Annotated in this window: 15 protein-coding genes and 1 pseudogene; 14 read left to right on the plus strand and 2 right to left on the minus strand. The window is 42.7% G+C overall.

From position 1 onward, the window contains the following. The first annotated feature begins 27 nt into the window (after positions 1-27). Positions 28-534, plus strand: coding sequence for a hypothetical protein (locus A3I3_RS0102950; protein ID WP_018371248.1), 507 nt, complete (start codon positions 28-30; stop codon positions 532-534). Positions 535-549: 15 nt separating this feature from the next. Here A3I3_RS0102950 and A3I3_RS0102955 read toward each other — a convergent pair whose 3' ends face one another. After that, on the minus strand, positions 550-840 hold the full coding sequence (locus A3I3_RS0102955; RefSeq protein ID WP_018371249.1) for an AraC family ligand binding domain-containing protein: 291 nt from the start codon (positions 838-840) through the stop codon (positions 550-552). A gap of 227 nt (positions 841-1,067) precedes the next feature. On the opposite strand from A3I3_RS0102955, the gene trmFO reads away from it, so the two are divergent. The 11 genes and pseudogenes from trmFO (at position 1,068) to A3I3_RS0103010 (ending at position 13,039) form a co-directional block, all read left to right on the plus strand. After that, the gene (gene trmFO / locus A3I3_RS0102960) at positions 1,068-2,402 is read left to right on the plus strand and encodes a methylenetetrahydrofolate--tRNA-(uracil(54)-C(5))-methyltransferase (FADH(2)-oxidizing) TrmFO (protein WP_018371250.1); all 1,335 of its coding nucleotides are present in this window, start codon (positions 1,068-1,070) and stop codon (positions 2,400-2,402) included. A gap of 83 nt (positions 2,403-2,485) precedes the next feature. Beyond that, entirely contained in the window at positions 2,486-3,310 is an 825-nt protein-coding gene (locus A3I3_RS0102965; RefSeq protein ID WP_018371251.1) for an alpha/beta hydrolase, read from the plus strand. Between the two features lie 21 nt (positions 3,311-3,331). Continuing rightward, positions 3,332-4,072, plus strand: a complete 741-nt coding sequence (locus tag A3I3_RS0102970) for an esterase family protein (RefSeq protein ID WP_018371252.1) — start codon at positions 3,332-3,334, stop codon at positions 4,070-4,072. A gap of 11 nt (positions 4,073-4,083) precedes the next feature. Continuing rightward, complete coding sequence (locus A3I3_RS0102975; protein ID WP_018371253.1) at positions 4,084-5,247, plus strand: ATP-grasp domain-containing protein; 1,164 nt, start codon at positions 4,084-4,086, stop codon at positions 5,245-5,247. Between the two features lie 168 nt (positions 5,248-5,415). Beyond that, positions 5,416-6,384 carry a thiamine pyrophosphate-dependent dehydrogenase E1 component subunit alpha gene (locus tag A3I3_RS0102980; RefSeq protein WP_018371254.1) on the plus strand — a complete coding sequence of 323 codons (969 nt, stop codon included), beginning with the start codon at positions 5,416-5,418 and terminating at the stop codon, positions 6,382-6,384. A gap of 40 nt (positions 6,385-6,424) precedes the next feature. Further along, positions 6,425-7,417, plus strand: a complete 993-nt coding sequence (locus A3I3_RS0102985) for an alpha-ketoacid dehydrogenase subunit beta (protein WP_018371255.1) — start codon at positions 6,425-6,427, stop codon at positions 7,415-7,417. A 21-nt stretch (positions 7,418-7,438) separates the two neighbouring features. Next, positions 7,439-8,461 (plus strand): annotated as a pseudogene (locus tag A3I3_RS0102990) (dihydrolipoamide acetyltransferase); the annotation flags it as partial. Positions 8,462-8,531: 70 nt separating this feature from the next. Then, entirely contained in the window at positions 8,532-10,283 is a 1,752-nt protein-coding gene (gene lpdA / locus A3I3_RS0102995) for a dihydrolipoyl dehydrogenase (protein ID WP_018371257.1), read from the plus strand. A gap of 111 nt (positions 10,284-10,394) precedes the next feature. Next, positions 10,395-11,384, plus strand: coding sequence for a lipoate--protein ligase (locus A3I3_RS0103000; protein WP_018371258.1), 990 nt, complete (start codon positions 10,395-10,397; stop codon positions 11,382-11,384). A gap of 86 nt (positions 11,385-11,470) precedes the next feature. Next, positions 11,471-12,235, plus strand: coding sequence for an SDR family NAD(P)-dependent oxidoreductase (locus A3I3_RS0103005; RefSeq protein WP_018371259.1), 765 nt, complete (start codon positions 11,471-11,473; stop codon positions 12,233-12,235). A gap of 42 nt (positions 12,236-12,277) precedes the next feature. After that, entirely contained in the window at positions 12,278-13,039 is a 762-nt protein-coding gene (locus A3I3_RS0103010; protein ID WP_018371260.1) for a DUF4931 domain-containing protein, read from the plus strand. A 60-nt stretch (positions 13,040-13,099) separates the two neighbouring features. Here A3I3_RS0103010 and xerS read toward each other — a convergent pair whose 3' ends face one another. Next, entirely contained in the window at positions 13,100-14,170 is a 1,071-nt protein-coding gene (xerS, locus tag A3I3_RS0103015) for a tyrosine recombinase XerS (protein ID WP_018371261.1), read from the minus strand. Positions 14,171-14,332: 162 nt separating this feature from the next. Here xerS and A3I3_RS0103020 point away from each other — a divergent pair, with 162 nt between their 5' ends. Together A3I3_RS0103020 and A3I3_RS0103025 are read left to right on the plus strand one after the other, a co-directional pair. Continuing rightward, on the plus strand, positions 14,333-15,538 hold the full coding sequence (locus A3I3_RS0103020; protein ID WP_018371262.1) for a cation diffusion facilitator family transporter: 1,206 nt from the start codon (positions 14,333-14,335) through the stop codon (positions 15,536-15,538). 145 nt (positions 15,539-15,683) lie between these two features. Beyond that, on the plus strand, positions 15,684-15,962 hold a 279-nt coding region (locus A3I3_RS0103025; RefSeq protein ID WP_018371263.1), incomplete at its 3' end, for a transposase family protein.

Here is a 15,962-nt window from a genome sequence, read left to right on the forward strand (position 1 = left end):
GTAAACTATTTTGCTAAAGAGGCTTTTATGGAAAAAATGACAGAATTTCTAACAATCACTAGAGAACTAAATAAAATTGGCATCACGCCCTTGCTTATGGGCTCGCTCGGCTTGGAGCAAGTAACGCAGAAGGACTGGCAAGTGTGCGACATTGACATTCATGTGCCGAGTGACCCCAGAGGCTGGGAGGCGCCTGACGACCAGCGGATTGTTCAGTTTGACAAGATAGAAGCTCTTATGCAAAAATTGGGCTATGAGCTCTATGACTTGCACGAGCATGCTTTTCAAAAAGGAAACTTTGATGTTCAATTTGGTGGAATTGACAGTTTGGAGAGCTTTGCAGGCGTTTCGCCCAAGGATTTGCAGAGAAAGCAAGCAGAGGGAGCAAACTATCTTTTGCCTACTGCTTCGCAATTTTTGAAAATTTATCGGGCATCTTCTCAGGACTCCTATCGCAATGATAGGAAAAACAACAAAGATTTTGCCAAGATTGCCTATTTGGAAGACTTATTGCAAACAAAAACGCCGAATTAACGGCGCTTTTACTATCTAATAAAGCAGTTGTTTGATCACATAAAGATGGCTGTCTTCAAGACCGACTAAGCTATGAAGTTCATTGGGTTCCATGGTTAGAAAACTTCCTGGAACGAGCTGAACGGTTTCTCCCTGACAGTTAAAATCTACCTTTCCTTGAAGGCAAATAACTGTAACCAGTGCATCGGCACTATGTTCGGGAACTTCCTTGCCGGCAGCTAAGTGCAAGTGATGGATGATTCGTCCAGTCTCTTGAACAGGTGTTTCAGCAAAATCTGCTTGCTTATCAATGGTATAAAACTTCATGATAGAACCTCCGCAATCGTTTTCTTATATTGTAGCACAATTCTCATTTTCTCTCAAAGCAGAAGAGGAAATAGAATTTTATTTACGTAATTTATATTATGTAAAAACGCTCTTGTTTTTCACCATATCGCTCGTATTCTAGTCATATTTTTGCTATAATAACAAAAGTTTAAAAATAAATAGAAAGATTTGAGCCAGCAGTCGGTCGTTGGCAAGAGGTATTGGTTTTGTCTCAATCTTATATTAACGTTATCGGAGCGGGGCTTGCGGGAAGCGAAGCGGCTTATCAAATCGCCAAGCGTGGCATTCCTGTCAAACTTTATGAAATGCGAGGTGTCAAATCTACACCTCAACATAAAACAAGCGACTTTGCAGAACTAGTTTGCTCTAATTCTTTACGGGGAGACTCACTGACCAATGCGGTCGGTCTCTTGAAAGAGGAAATGCGGCGGCTGGATTCGGTCATCATGATAGCAGCAGAAAGCACGCGCGTTCCAGCAGGAGGAGCGCTTGCGGTCGACCGCGAGACTTTTGCCAAAACTGTGACTGACCAAGTCAGCAATCATCCTCTGATTGAGGTCATTCGTGAGGAAATAACCGAGCTTCCGACGGATACGATTACCGTCATCGCTACGGGTCCTTTGACCAGTGATAGTTTGGCAGAAAAAATTCACCAGTTGAACGGTGGCGACGGATTTTACTTTTACGATGCGGCAGCGCCTATCATTGATGTCAATACCATTGACAAAAGCAAGGTCTACCTCAAATCGCGTTATGACAAGGGAGAAGCCGCTTATCTTAACGCGCCTATGAGCAAGCAGGAATTTATGGATTTCCATGAGGCGCTCATCCATGCAGAAGAAGCACCACTTAATTCCTTTGAAAAAGAGAAATATTTTGAAGGTTGTATGCCGATCGAAGTCATGGCTAAGCGTGGGGTCAAGACCATGCTGTATGGTCCTATGAAGCCAGTTGGTTTGGAGTATCCTGACGACTATCAAGGCCCGCGCGACGGAGATTTTAAGACGCCTTATGCTGTCGTTCAGCTGCGGCAGGATAATGCGGCAGGCTCGCTCTATAATATCGTTGGTTTTCAAACGCACCTCAAATGGGGCGAGCAAAAGCGGGTCTTCCAGATGATTCCGGGGCTTGAACATGCTGAATTTGTCCGCTACGGTGTCATGCACCGCAATTCTTATATGGACTCGCCCAATCTGCTGGAGCAGACTTTCCGCTCGAAAAAGCAGCCTAATCTTTTCTTTGCAGGACAGATGACAGGAGTAGAGGGCTATGTGGAATCTGCCGCTTCTGGGTTGGTTGCTGGTGTCAATGCTGCCCGACTTTTCAAGGGGCAAGCGCCAGCTATTTTCCCGCAAACGACCGCTATCGGTAGTCTACCTCACTATGTCACTCACGCAGATAGCAAACATTTCCAGCCGATGAATGTCAATTTTGGTATTATCAAGGAGCTTGACGGGCCGCGCATTCGCGATAAAAAAGAGCGCTATGAGAAAATCGCCGAGCGTGCATTAAAAGACTTACAATCTTATCAAGAAATTTAAAAAAGTTAGGGAAATCCTAACTTTTTTCGCATTTTTGTGGTATAATGAAGAAAAAATTTTGAAAATAGAAAGTTTTCTGAAAAATGAACAAAGCCTATTTTTACCTTGAGATGAAAAGTCATGAACTAGAAGTTCCTTATAGCAAGAAAAAACGGCGCGTTCGCGTTTTGCTGCCCAAAAATTATGAGACAGACGAACAGCGGACTTATCCAGTCGTTTATTTTCACGACGGGCAAAATGTGCTCTACAGCAAGGAATCCTACAGCGGTCATTCTTGGAAAACCATTCCCATTATCAAGAGAAATCCTGACATTGAGCGGATGATTGTCGTTGCCATTGACAATGACGGCTTTAATCGTATGAACGAATATTCTGCTTGGAAATACAAGGAAGCCAATATTCCCGGCATGCAGTTTGGCGGCAAGGGAAGCGAATATGCGGAGTTTGTCATGGATGTGGTTAAGCCCTTTATTGACCAGCATTATCGAACTAAGCCCGACCGCTTGAATACGGCCATGATTGGCTCGTCTTTGGGCGGTAATATCACTCAGTTTATGGGGATTGAGTACCAAGAGCGAATTGGCTGCTTGGGTGTCTTTTCATCAGCAAATTGGTTGCATCAGGAGGCTTTTGACCGCTATCTGGCGCGGCAAGATTTGGCTCACGACCAGCGCGTTTTCATCTACGTGGGGACAGAAGAAGCGGATGATACCGATAAGACGCTCATGGCTGGAAATATCAAGCAGGCTTATCTAGACTCATCCTTGAGCTACTATCGACAGTTGCTGGCGCGAGGAATTGACTTGGAAAATCTCGCCCTGCGCATTCAGGCAGGCGCCGAGCACAATGAAATGGCATGGGCTGAAAATTTACCAGCTTGTCTGCGGTTTTTCAGTGAAATTTGGTAAGAAAGTTACGGAGGTTGAAAGATGCACGTTGAATTTTTAAGTCACTGGAGTGGTAATCTAAATCGAGAAATGGCGCTAAATCGCTACGGTCATGCAGGGGTTCCTGTGTTGGTCTTTCCGTCGTCGGGCGGCAGCCACAATGAATATGCAGATTTTGGTATGATTGAGGCTTGTGCGGGATTTATCGAAGCGGGAAAAGTTCAGTTTTTCACGCTTTCGAGCGTTGATGACGAGAGCTGGCTTGCCACTTGGAAGTACGGACACGACCAAGCAGAAATGCACCGCGCCTACGAACGCTACGTTATTGAGGAGGCCATTCCTTTCATCAAGCACAAGACAGGTTGGTTTGACCCTATGATGACGACAGGCTGCTCTATGGGAGCTTATCACGCGCTTAATTTCTTTCTTCAACATCCAGATGTCTTTAACAAAGTTATCGCCCTCAGCGGCGTTTACGATGCACGCTTTTTCGTTGGAGAATACGGCGGCGATGAAATCATTTATCAAAATTCGCCAGCAGACTATATCTGGAACCAAAACGATGGCTGGTTTATCGACAAATATCGCCAGGCGGATATTATCGTTTGCACTGGTTTGGGGGCTTGGGAGCAGGACGGGCTGCCTTCTTTCTACACGCTAAAAGAAGCCTTTGACCAGAAAAATATTCCCGCTTGGTTTGCTGAATGGGGGCATGATGTGTCCCACGATTGGATTTGGTGGCGCAAGCAAATGCCTTATTTCCTCAATGAATTACATCTATAAAGGAGCTTCTTATGAATTACATCGTTATTTCTCCCTATTATCCGCAAAATTTCCAGCAGTTTACAGTGGAGCTGGCAAATAAAGGCATCACTGTTTTGGGAATTGGGCAAGAACCTTATGAGCAGCTGGACGCGCCTTTAAAGGAAGCCCTGACTGAGTATTTTCGCGTGGAAAATTTAGAAAATCTAGACGAGGTCAAGCGAGCGGTGGCTTTTCTCTTTTACAAGCATGGCACCATTGACCGCATTGAGTCCCACAATGAGTACTGGCTGGAACTTGATGCTGCCTTACGAGATCAATTTCATGTTTTTGGTGCAAAAACTAAGGATTTGACCAAGACCAAATACAAGTCCAAGATGAAGAATTATTTCATCAAAGCAGGCGTCCCTGTGGTGCCTGGTCAGGTGGTCAAAAAGCTGACAGACATTGATAAAGCGCTCAAGAAGATTGGTTTGCCTATGATTGCCAAGCCTGATAACGGTGTCGGTGCGGCTGCCACTTACAAATTGGAAACAGAAGCAGATGTGGCTCAGTTCAAGGAAGAATGGGATCAAGAGACCGTTTATTTCTTTGAAAAATTTGTCAATTCTGGACAAATCTGCACTTTTGACGGCTTGACTGACAGCGAAGGAAAGATCGTCTTTTCAACGACTTTCGATTATGCTCACACGCCGCTAGATTTGCTGCTCTATCGCATGGACAATTCTTACTATGTCCTCAAGGAAGTGGATCCAAAATTGCGGGCTTATGGCGAGAGCATTGTCAAGACTTTCGGTATGAAAGAACGCTTTTTCCATATCGAATTTTTCCGCGACGGTGATGATTATATTGCCATTGAATACAACAATCGCCCAGCAGGTGGCTTTACCATTGATGTTTATAATTACGCGCATTCGATTGACCTTTACAAGGGTTATGCTTCGGTTGTGGCTGGAGAAGGGCTGACGCTGCCTGACTTTGAGCCACTCTATTGCCTTGCCACCACGCGCCGCGATGCGACGGATTATTATTACCCAGAAGCAGAGCTTTTGGACAAATACCGTTCACAACTAAAAGCAGTTAAACGCATGCCCAAGGCCTTTGCCGAATTGCAGGGGGACACGCTTTATATGCTGACAACTCCCGACCGCGCTCAAATGGAGCAGATGATTGCCGATTTTTCACGGCAGAAATAAAACAAATCTTTCTGAAAAGTTTGTGAAATTTTTACTTAAGATTAGCTAACTAGCTGACCGATATGGTGGGCTAGTTTTTAATTTGTGAAAAAAATAAGCAAATTTTTTGACAGGGTTTTCATAATGCTTTAGAATGGTAAGGTAAAACATATGGAGAAAGGCTATAAAATGGCGACATTAGACAAATCTTTATTATTGGAAATGTTCAAAAAGATGGAAGAAATCCGTCGAATGGACTTGAAAATTGCGCAGCTCGTGAAAAAGGGGAAAGTTCCGGGCATGACTCACTTCTCAGTTGGTGAAGAAGCAGCGAGCGTGGGAGCGATGTTGGCGCTTAATGCAGATGACATTATCACTTCTAACCACCGAGGGCATGGTCAGGCAGTTGCTAAAGGGATTGATCTTAATGAAATGATGGCTGAAATCCTCGGTAAATACACAGGAACCTGTAAGGGGAAAGGTGGATCTATGCACATCGCCGATCTTGACGCGGGAAATCTCGGTGCTAACGGTATCGTCGGTGGCGGTATGGGAATTGCTGTCGGAGCTGCTCTGACGCAGCAGATGAAGAAAACGGGTCGCGTAGTTGTCTGCTTCTTTGGAGACGGGGCGACCAACGAAGGTGTTTTCCATGAGGCGGTCAATATGGCTTCTATCTGGAATTTGCCAGTCATTTTCTACTGCATTAACAACGGCTACGGAATTTCTGCCGACATCAAGAAAATGACCAATGTCGAGCATATCCACGAACGCAGTGCTGCCTATGGTATTCCTGGTATGTTTATCGAAGACGGCAACAATGTCATCGATGTGTATGAAGGTTTCCAAAAAGCGGTCGAGCATGCGCGCAGCGGCAAAGGGCCTGTCTTGATTGAAAGCGTGACTTATCGCTGGCTAGGGCATTCCTCATCAGACCCAGGTAAATACCGGACGCGTGAAGAAGTGGACGAATGGAAGAAGAAAGACCCGATTGAAAATCTTCGCAAATACATGCTAGAAAACAATCTCGCTAGCGCGGAAGAATTAGAAGCAATCCAAGCACAAGTCAAAGAAGCGGTTGAAGCCTCTGTTAAATTTGCAGAAGAAAGCCCATTCCCACCATTAGAGTCTGCTTTTGAAGATATTTACGCAGACTAACAGCGAGTTTAAAAAAGATTACGAGAGGAAAATTATTTTAATGGAAACAAAACTAATGTCATTTCGTGACACCATTATCCTAGCCATGTCTGAGGAAATGCGTCGCGATGAAAATGTCCTTCTTATGGGAGAAGATGTCGGTGTCTTTGGTGGAGATTTTGGTACTTCAGTTGGTATGTTAGAAGAATTTGGGCCTGAGCGAGTGCGTGACTGTCCGATTTCTGAGGCGGCAATCTCTGGTGCAGCGGCAGGTGCTGCTATGACAGGACTGCGTCCGATTGTTGATATGACTTTTATGGACTTTTCGGTGATTGCTATGGACGCCATTGTCAACCAAGCGGCTAAGACGCGCTACATGTTTGGTGGAAAAGGGCAAGTTCCTATGACCATTCGTTGTGCGGCTGGGAACGGTGTCGGTTCAGCGGCTCAGCATTCTCAATCGCTGGAATCTTGGTTTACCCATATTCCTGGTTTGAAAGTTGTGGCGCCGGGAACGCCGGCAGATTACAAGGGGCTTTTGAAATCAGCCATCCGCGACAACAACCCCGTTATTTTCTTGGAGTACAAGTCGGAATTTAACCAAAAAGGTGAAGTGCCACTTGACCCAGACTACACGATTCCCCTCGGTGTCGGTGAAATCAAAAAAGAGGGAACAGATGTCACAGTCGTAACTTACGGAAAAATGCTTCGTCGCGTTATGCAGGCTGCTGAAGAATTGGCAGAAGAAGGCATCTCCGTAGAAGTTGTAGACCCACGCACCCTGGTGCCGCTTGATAAGGACATCATCATCAACTCGGTCAAGAAAACGGGGAAAGTCGTTCTTGTAAACGATGCGCACAAGACTAGCGGCTACATCGGAGAGCTTTCAGCCATTATTTCTGAGTCAGAAGCCTTCGATTATCTGGATGCGCCGATTCGTCGTTGTGCTGGTGAAGACGTGCCGATGCCTTATGCTCAAAATCTTGAAAATGCAATGATTCCAACTGTTGACAGCATCAAGGATGCCATTCGTAAAACTGTTAATAAAGAGTAAGGAGAAGTCATGACGGATGATAAGTTAAGAGCGACCCCTGCTGCCAGAAAATTAGCAGATGATTTAGGGATAAATCTCTACGATGTTTCTGGGACAGGCGCTAACGGTCGTATTCACAAAGAAGACGTAGAAAATTATAAGGCGGTAAATAAAGTGAAACTCTCTCCTTTAGCCAAAAAGATGGCAGAAGACCTTGGTCTTGACTTGACAGATGTGACAGGTTCAGGAGCCAAAGGGAAAATTAAGAAACGTGATATCTTGGCACTTCTTGAAGCACAAGAACCAGAAATTGCTACTGAAGCTGCAACGGTCGCTCCTATCCCTGTTGTCGAAGAAGATCCAACAATCGAAAAGATCAAAATGTCACCAATGCGTAAGGTGATTGCGCAGCGTATGACAGAAAGCTACCTCAAGGCGCCAGTCTTTGCCCTCAATTACGAGGTGGATATGACCAACTTGATTGCTCTGCGCAAGCAAGTCTTGGAGCCAATCATGGAGAAGACAGGCAACAAGGTAACCTTTACGGACCTAATCGGGCTTGCGGTTGTTCGCAACCTCATGAAACCTGAGCATAAGTTTATCAACTCAAGCCTCAATCCTGAGGGAACAGAAATTACGGTCAATAAATTTGTCAATCTGGGAATTGCAGTCGGATTGGACGAGGGACTTTTGGTTCCCGTTGTCAAAAATGCCGACAAGATGAGCCTGTCTGAGTTTGTCACAGAATCTAAAGTTCTTATCAAGGCAACTCAGGCTGGAAAACTCAAACCTGACCAAATGTCTGGTTCAACATTCTCCATTTCAAACTTGGGAATGTTTGGCATTGACTCATTCAATCCAATCATCAATCAGCCTAACTCAGCTATCCTCGGGGTTGCAGCCACTCATCAAAAACCTGTAGTCGTTGACGGTGAAATCGTGATCCGTCCGATTATGAAGTTGACCCTGACGATTGACCACCGTGTCGTTGACGGAATGAATGGTGCCAAATTTATGGTTGACCTCAAGCACACGCTTGAAAACCCGATGGAATTGTTGATTTGACAAAGAAGCATTATTTAATTTGGAATAGCAAACTAGAATATAACTTTAAAGACAGAGAATAGGAGAAATCATGGCAACAGAAGTTATTATGCCAAAAGCTGGTGTCGATATGACTGAAGGTCAAATCGTCCAATGGAATAAAAAAGTAGGAGAATTTGTCAAAGAAGGTGAAATTCTTCTTGAAATCATGACGGACAAGGTAAGCATGGAGCTGGAAGCAGAAGAAGACGGCTATTTGATTGCTATCTTGAAAGGCGACGGCGAGACTGTTCCCGTCACAGAAGTCATCGGTTATCTAGGAGCCGAAGGCGAGTCGATTGATACTGCAGCTGCAAGCGCTCCAGTTGTAGCAGCAGATGGTCAATCTGTCTCTGCACCAACCACTCCAAGCGCAGACACTGTGGCAGAAGTAGCAGCTAAGAAAAAGCCTCTTGCAGACAATGAATACGACATCGTTGTTGTCGGCGGGGGACCTGCAGGTTACTACGCCGCCATTCGTGGTGCACAACTTGGTGGAAAAATTGCCATTGTTGAGAAAACCGAGTTCGGTGGAACTTGCTTGAACAAAGGATGTATCCCAACGAAGACTTATTTGAAAAATGCTGAAATTTTGAACGGCTTGAAAATCGCAGCTGGTCGCGGTATTAATCTTGCTTCTACAAATTACACTATTGATATGGATAAGACTGTAGACTTCAAAAACAGTGTGGTCAAGACTTTGACAGGTGGAGTTCGTGGGCTTCTCAAGGCTAACAAAGTAGAAATTATCAATGGCTTCGGTCAAGTGAACCCTGACAAGACAGTTGTGATCGGCGATCGTGTTATCAAAGGCCGCAACATTATCCTTGCAACTGGTTCAAAAGTTTCTCGCATCAACATCCCGGGTATTGATTCACAATTAGTCTTGACATCTGATGATATCCTTGACCTTCGCGAGATCCCTCAATCACTTGCTGTTATCGGCGGAGGAGTGGTCGGCGTCGAGCTTGGTCTTGTCTACGCTTCATACGGTACTGAAGTGACGGTTATCGAAATGGCAGATCGCATTATTCCAGCTATGGATAAGGAAGTCTCACTCGAATTACAACGAATCTTGTCCAAAAAACACGGCATGAAGTTCTTGACTTCAACCTCTCTTTCTGAGATCGTTGAAAACGGTAACCAGTTGACCTTGAAACTAGCTGACGGTCAAGAAGTAGTTGCTGAGAAAGCTCTGCTTTCTATCGGACGTGTTCCCCAGTTGGACGGTCTTGAAAATCTCGGACTTGAACTCGATCGCGGACGGATTAAAGTCAATGCTTACCAAGAAACATCGATCCCAGGTATCTACGCTCCAGGTGATGTCAATGGTACCAAAATGTTAGCACACGCAGCCTACCGCATGGGTGAAATTGCAGCTGAAAATGCTCTGCGAGACAAAAAACGCAAAGCCTACCTTGATTGTACACCAGCGGCGGTCTACACACATCCAGAGGTTGCTATGGTTGGTTTGACAGAAGAGCAGGCTCGTGAGCAGTACGGTGACATCTTAGTTGGTAAAAATAGCTTTACTGGAAATGGTCGTGCCATCGCCTCTAATGAAGCCGAAGGTTTTGTTAAAGTTATTTCTGAGCCAAAATATCATGAAATTCTCGGGGTCCATATTATTGGTCCAGCAGCTGCAGAAATCATCAACGAAGCTGCAACTATTATGGAAATGGAACTGACTGTTGATGAGGTAATCCAATCAATCCACGGTCACCCAACCTTCTCAGAAGTCTTCTATGAAGCAGTTCTTGACACGATTGGTGAAGCCATTCATAACCCACCAAAAAGAAAATAAGCCCACAAAAGTTACGTAATTTATATTATGTAACTTTTTGAAAGAATACATTGTACTTTGAAATACTTTTTGAGCATGAACACTCAAATCATTGATATACAAGGAGCATATATGAAATACATTATCAATAATAGCAATGACACAGCTTATAATATCGCTCTTGAGGAGTTCGCTTTCAAGCAAATCCTTGATGAGGATATGATTTTCTTGCTGTGGATTAACAAGCCGTCTATCATCGTCGGTCGCCACCAAAATACGATTGAAGAAATCAATCGCGATTTTGTTCGTGAAAATGGTATTGAAGTGGTGCGCCGTATTTCTGGCGGTGGCGCGGTTTATCACGACTACAACAATCTCAACTACACTATTATTTCTAAAGAAAGCGAAGACAAGGCTTTTGATTTTAAGAGCTTTTCAACGCCTGTTATCAAAACCTTGGAAGAACTGGGTGTCAAAGCTGAGTTTACGGGGCGCAACGACCTAGAAATTGACGGCAAGAAGTTCTGCGGTAATGCCCAAGCCTATATCAACGGTCGCATTATGCACCACGGTTGCCTGCTCTTTGACGTTGACTTGTCTGTCCTCTCAAAAGCGCTCAAGGTGTCTAAGGACAAGATTGAGTCCAAAGGGGTTAAGTCTGTCCGTGCTCGCGTGACCAATATCATTGATGAATTGCCAGAAAAAATCACGGTTGAAGAATTCCGCGACCTCTTGCTTGATTACATGAAAAAAGAGTACCCTCAAATGACCGAATATGTCCTGTCTAATGAGGAAATTGCTCAAATCAAAGAAAACAAGGCCAAGAAATTTGCCAACTGGGATTGGAACTATGGAAAATCGCCAGACTACAATATCAAGCGTGGTACCAAATTCCCAAGCGGCAAGGTCGAAATCTATGCCAATGTGGTTAATTCTAAAATTGAAGACATCAAAATTTACGGCGACTTCTTTGGTATCGAGGATGTGGCAGCGGTAGAAGATGTGCTGCGCGGCCAAAAATACGAGCGCGAAGACGTGCTAGCAGCGCTTGAACAAATAGATATTAGTCGCTATTTTGCAGGGATTAGCAAGGAAGAAATCGCTCAAGCAATTGTAGAATAAAATTAAAACCAAGTTCTGCAGAACTTGGTTTTAATCTATTTCTTATGATAAAATAAGAGTATAGACAAAAATAAAGAGGTGTCAAAATGGCTAGAACAGTATTAATTACAGGCGCGACAAGTGGAATTGGACGCGCAACTGCTAACGCTTTCGCTAAGAATGGCGACAATCTTATCATTCTTGGACGGAGAAAAAACTTGTTATCAGAAGCAAAAGCAGAGTTGGAAAACTCCTATAAAATTCAGGTGGCGACTTACGTACTAGATGTAACACAGCGTAAGCAGTCAGAGCTGGTAATTGCAACTATTTTGGAAGAACAGCCAATGATTGATATTTTAGTTAATAATGCAGGTCTGGCGCTTGATTTAGAAAAATTTCAAAACTATTCATTGGCAGATGTAGACCAAATGATTGATACCAATATCAAGGGACTATTATATGTTAGTCGTTTAATTCTACCACATATGGTAGCTCACAATCAAGGGCACATCATCAATATTGGCTCAACTGCTGGTATCGCTGCTTATGCTGGAGCGGCAGTTTATTGTGCAACCAAAGCAGCAGTAAAAGTCTTGAGTGATGGTATGCGAATTGATACTATTGACACAAATATTAAGATAACGACTATCCAGCCCGGCATTGTTGAGACAGATTTTAGCACTGTACGTTTTCACGGAGACAAAGAACGAGCAGCGCAGGTTTATAAAGGTGTCGAAGCACTCAAATCACAGGACATTGCTGATGTCATTCTTTACGTAGCCAATCAGCCACAGCATGTACAGATTTCAGATGTGACCATTATGGCAACACAGCAAGCAACAGGCTCTATGATTTTCCGAACGAATGACTAGAACTAGCAGATTTTATAGAAAATATTAGATTAGAATAAAAACATGAATGACCTTATTTTTAATCCTTACATTGCCAAAGAAAAACCAAACAACAAGGACGTTTGCCCTTTTTGCGCTAAAGATAATCTGGGCAAAATTTTAGATCAAACAAAAAATTTCCTCTGGCTAGAAAATAAGTATCCAACACTAGAAGATACCTATCAAACACTTATCATTGAGAGCGAGGAACATCTGGGAGATGTATCAACTTATAGCGATTGTTATGTCACCGAACTCTTTCATTATGCGATTGAAAAATGGCAAGAGATCATTGAAACAGGACAGTATAAAAGCGTTGTACTTTTCAAAAATTTTGGTCCCTTGTCTGGCGGCAGCCTTCGTCATCCACACATGCAAATTGTTGGAATGAAAACCATTGATGCCTATGAAGAATTAAAAGAACAGCACTTTGCTGGACTAGAAGTAGTAGCAGAAAGTGAGAGCAGTGCTGCTTTCAATCTATCGCTCTCTCCCATCATGGGCTATTCAGAATTTAATATTCGTGCCTCAAAAGAGCGGATTGACCTCCTAGCTCTCATGACGAAGCAGGTTACTCATTTTCTTTTGACCGACTACTTCAACGGTCGTTGTCAATCTTATAACCTCTTTTTCTACCAATGGAAGGGACAGTATATTTGCAAAGTGGTACCACGTTTTATAGCTTCACCCTACTTTTTAGGTTATAAGATTCCCCAAAGGCATAGTATAGAACGCTTGGAGGAGATTAAGAGAGAGTTTCTTATTTATCAACAAAATTATACATAAAATAAATTATGTAATAATATATAAATAAAAATAAGTTTCTCAAACATTTTTACTAATTACCTACAAATTATCCAAGGCATTCTTTTGTTCATCATTGACGATATGGGTGTAGAGGTCGGTGACTTGGGTGCTGGCATGGCCTAGCTGGTGGCTGACCAAAACTTGCGATTTGGTGGCGTCATAGAGGCGTGTAGCAAGTGTATGCCGTAGTTTGTGGGGTGTGACCCGTATTTTGAATTCTTGCGAGTATTTAGCCACCATTTTCTCAATGCTAGAAGCATCAATTCTATTGGGCTTGCCACGGTATTCGCTCAAAAAGAGAGCAATATCGGTCTTTTCTGTCTTGTAACGCTTGTCACGGATACTCAAATAAGACTCTAGATAGGGTCTGGCAAAAGCGGCGACATTGACTGAATCGCGCTTTCCACCCTTACGAGTGACCTCGATAATCATCATCTTGAGATTGAGGTCCTTTAAATCCAGATTGACCGCTTCAGACAAACGGACACCAGAGGCCAGCAGAAGAGCGATAATTGCCAAATCTCGTTCTTTATTCTTGTTAAAAGAAGAGAGGGCGCGATTGGATAGCGTTTTAGGGTATTCGTCCTCAATATAGGTCAGAAAACCTTCCGTTTCATCGCCTAAAAAGAGCTTTTGTTTGATATTTTCCGCCCGAGCAGCCAGAGTTTCCTTTTTCTTTTTAGTAGCAACCTTTTTCATGACATTGCGATAAAAATAGGGCTCGCCTTGCTCGTTTTCAACTTCCTCGGTCAAGTATTTATAAAGGCTGGATAGAGCAGAAAGTGTACGGTTAATGGTCATCTGCGATACACCATTTTGCGTTGTATTGGCATTGAGCAGAGGGCGCTCGCGCAGATAAAGGATAAAAGATTCCATATCTTTTTTGCTCATATTTTCCAAAACAGAGAGCGGAATTTCAGCAATTTGCGAAGCGTCCGAAATCCCTGAGTCTAAAATCCAGTCAAAAAAGCGATTGTATTCCTTGAGGTATTCGTACAAGGTCGTGAAACTGTAAGGGATGGCCAATTTTGATTGGTAGTATTCCAGAACATACCAAGGCATGATGACCTTCAGTTTTTCAATTCGTTCGAGTAGCAATTCACGTCTCATTGTTTTTCTCCATTTCTCTTAATAGTAGTATAGCATATCTAGATATATTTTTCAAGAAAATTATAGTTTTTCGGAAAGATGATATAGGGGAATCTCTCTTTATTGTTTTATTTGAAATAGGCGCTTTTTCCTGATATAATGAACTATCTGAAAGGATTTGATATGAACAATTCACCAACTTCTAATCTGAAACTTGCTGAACGTGGCGCTATTTTATCCATCGTGGTTTATATAGTTTTATCTGTCGCGAAAATCTCAATCGGTAATCTTCTTGATTCCTCCAGTTTGACGGCTGACGGTTTTAACAATGTTTCAGATATTGTTGCAAATATTGCAGTTCTTATTGGACTTCGCATGGCTCGTAAACCTGCCGATACCGATCATAAATTTGGTCATTGGAAAATTGAAGACTTAGCTAGTTTGATTACCTCTTTCATCATGTTCTATGTCGGATTTGATGTGCTTATTGATACCATTCAAAAAATTATGACCAATCAAAAGACAATTATTGACCCGTTGGGAGCTTTTGTTGGTTTAATCTCAGCCTTTATCATGGTTGTGGTTTATGCTTACAATAAACGTTTAGCGAAGAAAGTTCACTCCAAAGCCCTAGATGCTGCAGCCAAGGATAATTTATCTGACGCTGTAACTTCTTTAGGTACAACTATTGCAATTCTTGCCAGTGCCTTAAATTTTCCCATCGTTGATAAGATTGTCGCTGTTATCATCACCTTTTTCATTTTAAAAACAGCCTATGAGATTTTCATGGAAAGCTCCTTTAGTTTATCTGACGGTTTTGATGAAAATCTATTAAAGGATTATGAGAAAGCCATTCTAGAGCTTCCTAAAATCACTAAAGTTAAGTCACAACGTGGGCGGACTTACGGCAGCAATATTTATCTTGATATTATTCTTGAAATGAATCCTGATCTTTCAGTTTACGAAAGCCATGAGGTTACAGAGCAAGTTGAGCAACTTTTGAAGGATAAATTTGATGTTTTTGATATTGATATCCATGTTGAGCCTGCTATTATTGATGAAGATGAAATTTTTGAAAACATCTATAATAAGCTCTATCGCTATGAATTAGAGATGATCCAAGGGCAAGGAAATACTGATTATTTCTCTCCAGAAATTTGCTATTTAACGATGAATGGGGAGGAAAAAAGTTTTGAAGAGTTACTTGAATCAAATTTTTCTTCCACAAGCCCTTCTGCTGTCGTATCAAATTTTTCTGTCATGCAAATTAGTCAGAAAACAATGTTGGTTCGTTACCAACTAAATCATGTTTTGTATGCAAATATCTGGCGACGTCATGAAACTTGGCAGCTTATTTTTCACCAGGAAAGCAAAATCACTGAGTCTTAATGAAGACTCAGTGATTATTTTTGGCTCTATAATTTCTGTAGTGGGTAAAATCACTTTAGGGATTATGGAGCTTATTTTGTTGTAGAAAAAAAGTCCCATATGACCTATAATGAAAAGCGACCAAACCATCATTAGAAAGACTCATATGGAACAATTAAATTTTATCACAAACTTACTGGAAATCAAAGACCCTAACATTACGATTTTGGATGTTCTAGATGCTGGAACGCATAAAGAAATCATCGCGAAGTTGGATTATTCTGCTCCTAAATGCCCTCACTGCCAAGGACAAATGGCTAAATATGACTTTCAAAAAGAATCGAAAATCCCCTATTTAGAGTGTGCGGGATACAAGACTATGATTCGATTGAGAAAACGCCGTTTCCGCTGTAAAGTCTGTCGGAAAGTAGCTGTCGCTGAGACT

The organism is Streptococcus massiliensis DSM 18628 (assembly GCF_000380065.1).
Lineage (GTDB): Bacteria > Bacillota > Bacilli > Lactobacillales > Streptococcaceae > Streptococcus > Streptococcus massiliensis.